This is a genomic window from Flavobacterium sp. UBA6195 (assembly GCF_002422095.1).
Taxonomy (GTDB): Bacteria; Bacteroidota; Bacteroidia; order Flavobacteriales; family Flavobacteriaceae; genus Flavobacterium.
Genome location: NZ_DITB01000100.1, coordinates 22,611 through 34,508, shown reverse-complemented (window position 1 = coordinate 34,508; position 11,898 = coordinate 22,611). Strand labels below are relative to the sequence as shown.

Annotated in this window: 12 protein-coding genes; 7 read left to right on the top strand and 5 right to left on the bottom strand. The window is 29.1% G+C overall.

What is annotated here, in order from left to right:
• The coding region (locus tag B4I81_RS09080) for a gliding motility-associated C-terminal domain-containing protein (RefSeq protein WP_291109862.1) at positions 1-1,540 on the bottom strand (1,540 nt) is incomplete at its 3' end.
• A 111-nt stretch (positions 1,541-1,651) separates the two neighbouring features.
• Between B4I81_RS09080 and B4I81_RS09075 the strand changes: the two genes are divergently transcribed.
• The 5 genes from B4I81_RS09075 to B4I81_RS09055 are packed head-to-tail and all read left to right on the top strand — an operon-like array spanning position 1,652 to position 6,861.
• Positions 1,652-2,632: a GNAT family N-acetyltransferase gene (locus B4I81_RS09075; RefSeq protein ID WP_291109859.1), complete on the top strand. Its 981-nt coding sequence runs from the start codon at positions 1,652-1,654 to the stop codon at positions 2,630-2,632.
• The gene (locus B4I81_RS09070; protein ID WP_291109857.1) at positions 2,629-3,729 is read left to right on the top strand and encodes a DegT/DnrJ/EryC1/StrS family aminotransferase; all 1,101 of its coding nucleotides are present in this window, start codon (positions 2,629-2,631) and stop codon (positions 3,727-3,729) included. The genes B4I81_RS09075 and B4I81_RS09070 overlap by 4 nt, the downstream gene beginning before the upstream one ends.
• Positions 3,730-4,302 carry an acyltransferase gene (locus B4I81_RS09065; protein ID WP_291109855.1) on the top strand — a complete coding sequence of 191 codons (573 nt, stop codon included), beginning with the start codon at positions 3,730-3,732 and terminating at the stop codon, positions 4,300-4,302.
• A complete protein-coding gene (locus tag B4I81_RS09060; RefSeq protein ID WP_291109852.1) occupies positions 4,302-5,573 on the top strand; it encodes an O-antigen translocase in 1,272 nt (423 codons plus the stop codon). Before B4I81_RS09065 ends, B4I81_RS09060 begins: the two co-directional genes overlap by 1 nt.
• A complete protein-coding gene (locus tag B4I81_RS09055) occupies positions 5,557-6,861 on the top strand; it encodes a hypothetical protein (RefSeq protein WP_291109850.1) in 1,305 nt (434 codons plus the stop codon). The genes B4I81_RS09060 and B4I81_RS09055 overlap by 17 nt, the downstream gene beginning before the upstream one ends.
• On the opposite strand, the gene B4I81_RS09050 is transcribed toward B4I81_RS09055, so the two are convergent.
• On the bottom strand, positions 6,824-7,966 hold the full coding sequence (locus B4I81_RS09050) for a glycosyltransferase family protein (RefSeq protein ID WP_291109848.1): 1,143 nt from the start codon (positions 7,964-7,966) through the stop codon (positions 6,824-6,826). The genes B4I81_RS09055 and B4I81_RS09050 overlap by 38 nt on opposite strands.
• A 72-nt stretch (positions 7,967-8,038) precedes the next feature.
• Between B4I81_RS09050 and B4I81_RS09045 the strand changes: the two genes are divergently transcribed.
• Positions 8,039-8,857, top strand: a complete 819-nt coding sequence (locus B4I81_RS09045) for a glycosyltransferase family 2 protein (RefSeq protein WP_291109846.1) — start codon at positions 8,039-8,041, stop codon at positions 8,855-8,857.
• On the top strand, positions 8,835-9,239 hold the full coding sequence (locus B4I81_RS09040) for a sugar 3,4-ketoisomerase (RefSeq protein WP_291109845.1): 405 nt from the start codon (positions 8,835-8,837) through the stop codon (positions 9,237-9,239). Before B4I81_RS09045 ends, B4I81_RS09040 begins: the two co-directional genes overlap by 23 nt.
• Here the strand turns inward: B4I81_RS09040 and B4I81_RS09035 are convergent.
• The 3 genes from B4I81_RS09035 to B4I81_RS09025 are packed head-to-tail and all read right to left on the bottom strand — an operon-like array spanning position 9,236 to position 11,741.
• Entirely contained in the window at positions 9,236-10,171 is a 936-nt protein-coding gene (locus B4I81_RS09035) for a glycosyltransferase family 2 protein (protein ID WP_291109844.1), read from the bottom strand. The two genes, B4I81_RS09040 and B4I81_RS09035, sit on opposite strands and share 4 nt — an antisense overlap.
• Position 10,172: 1 nt before the next feature.
• The gene (locus tag B4I81_RS09030) at positions 10,173-11,057 is read right to left on the bottom strand and encodes a glycosyltransferase family 2 protein (protein ID WP_291109842.1); all 885 of its coding nucleotides are present in this window, start codon (positions 11,055-11,057) and stop codon (positions 10,173-10,175) included.
• On the bottom strand, positions 11,058-11,741 hold the full coding sequence (locus tag B4I81_RS09025) for a cell division ATP-binding protein FtsE (RefSeq protein WP_291109840.1): 684 nt from the start codon (positions 11,739-11,741) through the stop codon (positions 11,058-11,060).
• Positions 11,742-11,898 lie beyond the last annotated feature (157 nt).

Genomic DNA, 11,898 nt, shown 5'->3' with positions numbered 1-11,898 from the left:
GCGGGCAATTTTCTGTTAAAAGTTGAAATGAAGTAACAGAGAAACAACCGTTATCAATACGAACAAAAATTTCTTTTGGAGTGGTAACTGCATTGTAATTTGAACTGTTCAAAATAGGATTTATATTATGTACAGCATCATTATAGGTTTCATGAAAAGAAATTAAATGAGTAGGATTTGTTTTAACCATTTCAAAATAACTTGAAAAATTAAAAAGCCCTTTAGTTAATCCAAGATTACATGATGTTAAAGGATTTAAACTATTAAAGGTTGGTGATACTGTTAATTCAATTTCTATTTGAAATGAGTTATTAGTTTCAATTAATTCAGGTCTAATTCCAGTTCCATTTCCAGTGTCATCAACATTTGCAATTAATGTGAAATTTGAAGGAATAGAGTTTGGAATAGTTAATGTAATAGTACCATTTTCATAACTTCCAATTGGAATTATATTTTGAGTGTATGTGGTAGCTATGACTTGATTTTCAATATAAAAACTTATTGGAGTATTGGCTTGTAAAACTTCAGTGCTATTTAAATTTGAAACGGTATAATCAACAGTAACTTCTCTTGAATTGCAAATTGAAATTGGATTTTCCAAAACAATTGTAGCATCAGGTAATTGACTATTTAGTTTGGTAACAATTGTATTTAACATTACATAATCTTGACCTGATTGAAGTGAAACGGATGCAGATGTGGTTCCTGGAACAATGTAATTTTCAATGGAATAAACATCTAAATCCATGTTGTATAAGTTTGTGGCGCCTGTTTCTGTATTCGTTCCGTTAAATGCATTAAAGCTTGGGTTTAAAGAATTGCTTAAAACATTAGTCGTTCCGTTAGCAGAGAAACTCAATTTTTCTTCAAATTGTATTAATCGATCACCTTCCCAAGCTATAAATCCAATTTTAGCCCCCGTATTACTTATTAAATAAAGATTATCCAATTGAATAGTCATATTATCAATTATTCCTAATGGACGATTCGGTGATAAAGCTTCTAAACCTTGATAAATATTTAATTGATTCAGTGTTAAATTAGGATTTTCATAAACTACTAAAATTGCCCAGCTCGCAAATTGTGTTGCATTGTCGTAATAGGTGGTAACCAAGTCATTTAAATCGAAATCGGAAAGCGTGTAAAGACCATTGCCTGTTAATTGAACAAAACTGGTTATATCTTTAAAAGCACTAAAATAAGTAAGATTGCTAGAAGTTCCCACAACTGTACTCAAGATATCGGGCGACATATCAATTCCGTTTAATTTTACATTTGTATCACCAGCCCCACTTCCAGCCCAATATAAATAAGCTCTTTCAATACGATCATTACTTGCCAAATTTAATGTAGCGGATGATTCGGTATATAAAAATGTTGGATATTGAAATTCGTTTTCATCCGGCCCCATTGTGTTGCCAATAAATGTAAAATCATATCTACCATTAATTTGTGTGTACAAGGAAATATCCTGTGCTTTAATACAAGATGGAATAAGAAATTGACAAATAATAATGAGACAATATAATTTTTTCAACATGTTGATTTTGTGAAAATTTGGTTCTAAATTACTATATTTTTTTAAAAAACATACCAAAGAAATCAGATACCATAAAAAATTTAGTAATTTTCCACTTTAAAAATTACTTTTTTGAAAAAGTATCACATACAAATATATAAAGCCGAATTTTATTCTACATGGAACAATTTTGTAGCCCATGCTAAAAATGCAACATTCTTGTTTCATCGCGATTTTATGGAATATCATCAAGATCGATTTGAAGATTATTCGCTTTTGATTTTTGATGAAAAGAACCATTTGAAAGCCATTTTACCTGCAAATAAAGTAGAAAATACGCTGTATTCTCATCAAGGATTGACCTATGGAGGTTTGGTTTTAAATCAGAAAACAAGAATTCAAGAAGTAATTGAAATAGTACATTCAGTATTAAAATTTTTGAATGAAAATGGTGTTTCTTCTCTTCAAATGAAGCAATTGCCAACTATTTATCACGAATCGCCTTCTGATGAAATGGAGTATTTGAGTTTTATTTTAAATGCAAAATTAATTCGTAGAGATAGTTTGTCAGTCATTAATTTAGAAACCGATTTCGAATTTAGCAACAGTAGGGCAGAAGGTATAAAAAGAGGAACCGATTTTGGATTAGAATTTAGAGAAGAACAAGATTTTACTTCGTTTTGGAATCAAATATTAATTCCTAATTTAGCACAAAAGCATCAGGCAAAACCTGTTCATTCGCTTGAAGAAATCATGTTGTTAAAATCAAAATTTCCAAATAATATCAGACAATTCAATGTCTATAAAGAAGGAAAAATCATAGCAGGAACTACTGTTTTTGAAAGTGATTTTGTAGCGCATTCGCAATATATCTCAGCCGATGAATCGAAAAATACAACCGGAAGTTTAGATTTTTTACACAACAGATTAATAACGTATACGTTTCGTAATAAAAAGTATTTCGATTTCGGAATTTCAAATGAAAATCAAGGACAAAATATCAATAAAGGATTGCTGTTTTGGAAAGAAGGTTTTGGAGCACGAACCATTGTTCAAAATTTTTATGAGATTGAAACTAAGAATTATCCACTTTTAGAAAACGTTTTACTATGATACATTTCCTAAATTTAAAAAAATTAAACCAACCTTTTGAAACTGCTTTTCAGAAAAAGATGAAGCAATTTCTAGAAGGTGGCTGGTATATTTTAGGTGATGAAGTAAAACAGTTTGAAAAGGATTTCGCCACTTACTGCGGAACGAAACATTGTATTGGTGTTGGTAACGGTTTAGATGCATTGGTTTTGATTTTCAAAGCTTACATCCACCTTGGAAAGTTACAAAAAGGTGATGAAGTAATTGTTCCGGCAAACACTTATATTGCAAGTATTCTAGCAATTTTACAAGCTGATTTGGTTCCTGTTTTAGTAGAACCTCGATTAGAAACTTATAATCTTAATCCGGAAGAAATTGAAGCTAAAATTACTTCAAAAACTAAAGCTATTTTACCCGTTCATTTATACGGTCAACTGTGTGAAATGAAAGCTATTTATGAAATCGCTCAAAAGCATAATTTATTGGTTGTTGAAGATGCTGCACAGGCACATGGAAGTCAATTTTCTGAAAAAGAAAAAGCAGGAAATTTGTCAAATGCTGCTGCTTTTAGTTTTTATCCAGGAAAAAATTTAGGAGCTTTAGGCGATGCAGGTGCTATTACAACGAATGATGATGAGCTAGCAAATGTTTTGTTTTCGATGCGAAATTATGGTTCTAAAGTTAAATATGAGAATGAAATTATAGGAGTTAATTCAAGATTAGACGAATTACAAGCCGCTTTTCTAAATATCAAATTGAAGCAATTAGATTCGGAAAATGATTTCCGTAGAAGTATGGCAAAGCGCTATCTTTCGGAAATTAAGAATGATAAGATTGTAATGCCAAATTGGGATTTATCTCAAAATCACGTGTTTCATTTGTTTGTCATCCGAACTTTCAATCGAATGGATTTGCAAAATTATTTAAAAGAAAACGGAATTGAAACGATGATTCATTATCCAATTCCGCCACACAAACAAAAAGCGTTAGCCAATTGGAATCAATTATCATTTCCAATTACGGAAAAAATTCACAAAGAAGTGTTGAGTATTCCATTGAATTCTAGTTTAAATGCATCCGAAATTCAGCACATAATCACAACTTTAAACAACTACTAAATGGGAATTTTGCATCAATTGAAACAATTTGCTTTTGTAAAGCTTCGCATTTTAAAATATAAAAGCTTGTCTTCGTGTAAGCAAGTTTCGGGTCAGCCCAAATTATATCATCCTTTACTTTTGAATGGAAAAGGAAAGATTTCGTTTGGTGAAAATGTTCAAATTGGAGTTGTAAATTCGCCTAATTACTATTCGCATTATTCTTATTTTGAAGCAAGAAGTTTAGAAAGTGAAATTATCATAGGGAATAATGTTTACATAAATAATCATTGTACTATTGAAGCATTATCTAAAATTACTATTCAAGATAATGTTTTGATTGGGATAAATTGTTCCATTTTAGATAACGACGGGCATTCATTAGAAAAAGATGATCGACTTTTTGGAACACCAAAATCGGCTGAAATTGTAATAGAGAAAAATGTTTTTATTGGCGATAATGTTACTGTCTTAAAAGGAGTAATAATTGGTGAGAATTCAGTTGTCGGAAATGGTTCGGTTGTAACTAAAAGTGTTCCTTCAAATGCAATTGTTGCTGGAAATCCTGCGCAAATCATAAAAGAAATCAAATAGTGTCATTTTTTAAACGACATATTTTATTAAAAGTATTGTCGCTTAATGCGATTGCAGTTTTTGTGCAATTTATTTTAGGTCTGATTTCCGTTAATATTGTGTCGGTTTATTTAGGTCCAAGCGGTATGGCTTTTATGGGGAATTTGAGAAACTTCACAAGTATTTTCAAGTCGATAAGCATTGTGGGTCTTAAAGAAGGTTTTATCAAGTTGTTTATTGAAAACAAGGAAGCCGAACAGCGAAAAAAGATTTTTTCTTCATTCCTTTCCTTCTTTGGAATCATAACCATCGTTTGCTCCGTAATTATCATCAGTTTTGCTTCACAATGGAGTCAATTGATTTTTCAATCCAATCAGTATTCACACTTTTTAATTTTGTTTGGATTGCTATTGCCTTTTTTTACATTCCAATCTTTTTTGGCTGCGTTGTTAAATGCTCAACAATTTTTCAAGAAATTAATTGCATTACAATTGGTAAGTTCTATTGTTATTTTTGCTTTTACAACCTATTTTACTATACGAAATCAATTAGAAGGAGCCATTTTAATTTTGGTGATTTCAGATGTATTACTATTGCTTTGTACATTATATTTTTTACGAAAAAATGAAGCTTTTCACTATTTTAATACTTTAAAAAATATCGATTTTACGTATTTAAAAAGTATTCAAAAGTTCTTATTAATGGCATTAGTTAGTGCTATTGTAATTCCTCTGACATCATTGTTAATTCGAAATGTACTAATTACAGATATTTCACTTGATGCTGCCGGAAACTGGGAAGCAGTCAACAGAATTTCAGGATTTTACATGATGTTTTTTAGTGCTGGTTTATCTATGTATTATCTTCCAAAACTTTCAGCATTAAATACAGATGATGAGTTTAAAAAGGAATTGGGATATTATTTTAAGACCTTAGTTCCTTTATTTATATTGGTTTTATTCTCGGTATTTGTAGCTAAAAATTGGATAATTGATTATGTATTAGCATCGAAGTTTCAAATGGTGAAATCACTTTTAATTTGGCAGTTATTAGGCGATTTATTTAAGATTATGACCTTAGCATTTGGTTACCAAATTTTAGTAAAAGCAATGGTAAATAAGTATTTAATTATTGAGCTCGTTTTTAATCTGTTATTTTATTTTGGCGTTTTGTTTTTATTGAAACAATTTTCAGTTAAAGGTGCTGTTATGGCTTATTTTTATGCCAATGTGATTACTTTTTTAGTAGTTTTATATTTTTTTAGAAAATTGATTTATGTCAAAAAATCTTAAGCTACTCATCGCAATCGAAATCATATTTCGATTGATTTTGTTTTCGATATTCTATTCTTCAGTAACCATTTTTCCCGATTCTGAAGGATATATCGACTTAGCGCAAAGAGTTTCAAATTTTGATTTTTCAAATTATAATGGATTGCGTTCACCCGGTTATCCATTGTTGATTTCTTTTGTGAATTCTAATTTATATGCGGTTATTTTTATTCAATTTGGATTAGGAATTATAACTTCTGTTTTTCAATATAAAACGTTGAATCATTTAGGTTTCTCAAAGCGAAATAGCTTAATATTCACGCTTTTTATTGGTTGTTTTTTAAATGTTTTCTTTTTTGAAACTTGTATTTTAGTGGAAACTTTAGTGCTTTTTTTAATGAGTGCTTTTGTTTATTTACTTTCCAAAACTTCTTTTCAAAATCAAAGCTTGAAGTTCGATTTTCTAATCAGTTTTATTTTAGGTTATTTAGTTTTAATCAAATCGTTTTATATTTTTATTCCTTTTATACTTTTGATTTGGTTATTGTTAAAACAACCCAATTTTAAAACTATTTTTCGTAAAAGTTGTTTGATTTTACTATTTCCAATGTTAGCCTTTTGGAGTTGGTCTTATGTAAATAAAGTGAATATTGGACAATTTTCTACTTCGGGAATTTCAGGATTATATTTAGCGCAAAATTGTGTTTATTTTGCCGAAGATGCACCTAAAGAATTCGATTGGATTTCAAAACCGTATGTTGCCTATCGCGAAAAATCTATTGGAGAAAATCGAGATGTGGCAATGGCGATTTGGTATGCTTATGAAGATGGCGCTTATGACAAGTACAATTTAACTTTGCCAGAATTTTCAGTAGAGTTGGGGAAATTTGCTAAAACAGCAATAAAAGAAAATCCATTTGCTTATTTGAAACAAGTCATCACCAAATCTTGGTTTGATTTTTGGAAACCAACAATCAATTGGAATTATGAAGCGTTCAATTTTAAGTATGCGAATAAACTATTTTTGGGAGTTTGGTATTTGCAGTCTGCTCTTATTGTTTTAATTAAGGCTGGATTTCTATTTGTTTTTGGTTTTCAACTGATTCAGTTCTTGAAAAGTAGAAAATTTGTTCTCGAATTTTTATTGTCGTCCATCGTGTTTTCGGCTTCTGTTTTGCAAGCTTTGGCAACTTATGGAACCAATTATCGTTTTAGTTTTCCGTTTGAATTTATTATGATATTTATAGTTCTTTTATTTTTGAAAAAGAATATTAAGCTTCCCAGCAAGCTAAATACTTTTCTGCAATAGTTTTGTAATCATGCTCTTTTTCGATAAAATTTCGAGCGTTTTTAGAAATCTCCAGTATTTTTTCAGGATGTTCAATTAAAAAGGAAAGCTTTGCTGCAATTTCGTTTTCATTGGGTAAGGCATTAATACAAACTTCATCTTCTTGCAACTGATATTGATTTAAAAATTCGGTTTCAGCGCCAGTAAAAACAACTTTTCCCTTTGCCATAGCTTCTAATGCATTATACCCTTGATCGTATGCAAAAACTTGGTCTAGTAGAATATGCGCTTTGTTATAAATGGAAATATATTCGCTGTACGGAAGGTTTTCGGTTACAACTATTTCTACTTTATCAGTATGTTTTTCTCGAATGATTTCTAAAGCTTTTTCGAAATAATTAATTCCTTTTTTAAGATAACTCAATCGATTAATACCAAGAAAAATGATGATTTTATTTGTGTTTTCTATAGGTTGAAAAATAATTTTATCTGTATTTATTGGATTTGGAATAAACGTAGTTGTAAAACCCACTTTTTGCATCGGAATTTCATAATCTAAATCAGATGTGATTAGTTTTTGACAGTTTTTATTCAACCATTTAAAGGTTTTTCGATAACTATCTTTTCGATATTTTAAAGGGAATTGAAAATCTTTTTCCAAAGAATTGTCGTCAAAATAAGGAGTTAAAACCGAATATTTTAGTTCGTTTTGAAACCAATAATCCACGACAGAAACTTCATCACCACAAATTAATAAACTTCGACTTTTGATTTTTTTGAACAGCTTTTTATATAAAAAACGTGATAAAATTGGATACGTTTCTAAAGCATCAGAATTAATCATTTGTACATGATTAAAATCATTCAACTTAGGTAATAGAAAATATAAACGAATTGCTTTTTCAATTTTTTCTAAATCTAAATTTATAACTTTTCGAATTCCTTTGAATAGAAAATTTGCAATTTTATTATCATTACAAATTCTTGCATAAATTGAATAATCTACAGAGAATTTCTTGAATTTATCACCACAACCCACAATTGTGACTTCATGACCAAGCGCTATCAATCCTTCTTTTAAAGAATTGTGCAAACGACTATATTCGCCTAACAAAAGTATTTTCATGTAATGGTTCTAAATTCTAAATTCTGACTTCTAAATTCTTATCTTTGTGTAAATATAGTACAATTGCTAAATATGTATCAAAAATCGGATATTCAAATTTTAATTGCCACGATGAATCGAACTAATTTCGATTTTTTGAAAGCCATGTTTGTATTTTCTGATTTTTCAACGCTTAACCTATTAGTAATTAATCAAACGACTTCTGATAGGTTATTGCAATCTAATTTTGAAAATGTTGAAGTAATCAATTCCTTTGATAAAGGATTGTCTAAAAGTAGAAATTTAGCATTGCAAAAGGCTTCTAAAGATTTAATTATTTTGACTGATGATGATGTGGTTTTTCAGTCTGGTTTTGATGATTTTGTATTAAACGCATTCAATTCCAACCCAAATCATGATGGTTTTCGATTTCAATATGAAAATGAAAATGGAAATTTACCGAAAATATATCCAAAACGTTTTTTATCAAAACTTTCAAATTTTGAGATATTAAATTCTTCTTCTGTTGAATTGGTTTTTAAAAAGGATAGTATCAAATCTAAAGGTGTATTATTTGATGAGAATTTTGGTTTAGGATCGAAATTTTATATGGGAGAAGAGGCTATTTTTGTTTCAGATGTCATCAAAAAAGGCTTGAATATAGGCTTTGTACCCAAAACAATTTTGATTCACTCTGATTTATCAACAGGAGAAAAAACAATTTTTTCAGAATTATATTTTGTACAAAGTGCTGTTTTTTATCGCATTTTTGGCAAAATGTATTTATTTTGGGTAGCTTTGAAATTATTTTTTGATTTAAAACAAAGTAAAATTAAAATTACTCAAGTTTATAACTTATTTAGTCAAGCGCTTAAAGGAAAAAAAGCTTATGTCAACCATACAAAATTGTAAAATACTTTCCATTCCAAAAATTGAAGACCCAAGAGGGAATCTTTCGGTAATTGAAAATGATGTAATTCCATTTGATATCAAACGCGTTTATTATTTGTATGATGTGCCTAGTGGAGCTGAACGTGGCGGACATTCTCATAGAGAACAATATGAGTTTTTAGTTGCACTTTCAGGAAGTTTCGATGTGATTTTAAACGATGGGAATCAACAAAAAACAATTTCACTTAACAAACCTTTTGAAGGCCTTTTAATAACGAATGGAATTTGGCGTGAATTGAAGAATTTTTCTTCTGGTGCTGTTTGTTTAGTAATTGCTTCGGATGTTTTTGACGAAGAGGATTATATCAGAGAATTTAAAGAATTTCTAGAATCCAAATCTTAGTGATATACTGTAAAATCAACACCAAATTTTTTTAATAGATGTTTTGTTTTTAGTAGCAAACGCAAAACAAAAATTGGAGTTGAAAGTAAAATTTTTGTCTTAGTAGGAATATTTGAAGTAATATTTTTTAAAATTTTTTTGGAATTTTCAATATCACCAGCAATCCTATATTGTAAAGCGTACTCTAATCTATAAATATCTAAAAACTTTTTTAAACTTTTGTTTTCTTTTTCTTCTTCGGAAAATTGATTTAAATCTATTAAAGCTTTTTTTGTAAATTTTAATTTTGCTAAAGAATTTTGTGCTTCAAAATGATAAATCGCAGAAATTACATTGTTAATGGCAACATTGTTCTTTATGGCAATTTTTGTCCAAAGTTCTAAATCCTCTCCGTTTGAAATTGCAATATTAAATCCATTGAATTCTAAAATAATATTTTTTGGAACAATAATAGAAGATGAAGTAGCAATTCGATTTACTAAACTAGCTTGAAAAAAATCGGACACTATTCCTCTATAATCATCTGCGAAACTGTAAGAAAAACTATTGTTTATGATATGATTTTTAGCTATCATAGTTTGGTAACGACTACAATACATGCCACAATTTGGAAAATCATTTATTAATTTTACTAGTTCTTCTAGATGATTGGGATACCAGTAATCATCTGCATCTAAAAAAGCAATAAATTCTCCTTTTGCCTGAGCAATTCCTAAATTTCTAGCAGCTGCGACACCTTTGTTTTCTTGTTGAAAGCATTTGATTCGTTCGTCTAAAAATTGAGAAACAATTTCAAAACCGTTATCTGTAGAGCCATCATTTATAAGTACCACTTCATAATCAGTAAAAGTTTGTGCTAATACCGATTGTAAAGTTTCTGAAATAATGAAACCTTTATTGTAGAGAGGTATGATTACTGATAGAAAAGGCATATTATTGTTTTAATGAACACATATAACTCATTCGGAATAAATTAAAAACAATTAATGACGGATTGTTAGAAACTAAATTTTTGGTCATTGTATTTTTAAATATTTTGTAAAATAATAAGGCTATTAAATGAAGCTTTGTTGTTTTTAAAAAAACATATAATTTTAATAACGAAACATATCTATAATCAATTTTTTTTGAAGCATAAAGTACAAGTAAACTTTTTATACTGTTTTTTGTTTTGTTAATGTAAACTTCATTTGAATCAATATCACCATGTTTTATTTGATTATCGATATGATGAATTTTAGATGGTATTAAACTTAATTGATAGGAAAGTTGAGTATCGTCATGCCCATAAAGAGTAATTTCTGTGTCAAATTTTACTTTATTGAAACATTCTTTTTTAATAATTGTATTGTTAAATAGTAAACACTTATATGGCTTTTTTAATCTATCTTTAGCAAGTTTATCTTCAATAAATTTCCCATATTTCCATCTGAGAATTTGTTGATTTGAAGGATAGTTTTCAGGATGTAATCTTCCGCCATATATAACATCATATTCTTTGAGATTATTAATGTAATTTTTTATATAAAGAGAATTAATTACAATTGAGTCTCCATCCAAAAAAAGAAGATATTCATACTTCGCTCTTTTAGCTAATAAGTTTCGATTTTGTCTATGAGCTACATTTTTTTCTAGCGAAATAAAATTACAGTTTGAAAGTGAATTTATTTTTTCATTATTAATATTAAGAGTTGATTTAGACGCGTCGTCTTGACATAAAATTTCAAAGACAATTCCTAATTCAATACATTGCTTATGAAGTTCTTCAACTAATGGATAAGCATTATAATTGTATATTGGAACTAAAACCGATAACATCTATATCGTTCTTTGAACTACTTCAAACATTTTTCCACCCTCAAATTTAAGCGTTTTTGATGGGTATTTTAAAACCAATGCATAATCGTGAGTCGCCATTAAAATGGTTTTTCCGTTTGCGTTAATTTTTCTTAGAACTTCCATAACTTCCACGCTGGTTTGTGGGTCAAGGTTTCCTGTTGGTTCGTCTGCTAAAATGATTTCTGGGTCGTTTAATAAAGCTCTTGCAATTCCTACACGTTGCTGTTCTCCGCCAGAAAGTTGGTGTGGCATTTTATTAGCAAAACCTTTCATTCCCACTTTATCTAAAACTTCTTCGATTTTAGCATCCATTTCTTCTTTTTCTGTCCAGCCAGTTGCTTTAAGAACGAATAATAAGTTTTCTTTTACGCTTCGGTCTGAAAGTAATTTGAAATCTTGAAAAACGACTCCTAACTTTCTTCTCAAATAAGGGATGTCACTTTCTTTTAAAGTTGTTAAATCATAATCTACAATGCTTCCTTCGCCATCTGTCAAAGCCAAATCAGCATAAAGCGTTTTTAAGAAACTACTTTTTCCAGAACCTGTTCTACCAATTAAATAAAGAAATTCTCCATGTTTTACATCGATATTTACATCGGTTAAAACCGGATTTTTATCTTGATAAATGGTTACATTTTTTAAGGATAGAACTGATTGTGACATATATAAATTGGATTTTAAAATGTAAAAGTAATAACTTATGGTTCTGTATCAAAATTTTAAACCAATTTCGATTAAAATTATTGTGTTTGGTTAAAAACTATGTTCAAAAATTGTACAATAATATGTTAAGAACCTTCGTTAATACTTACAATAAGCC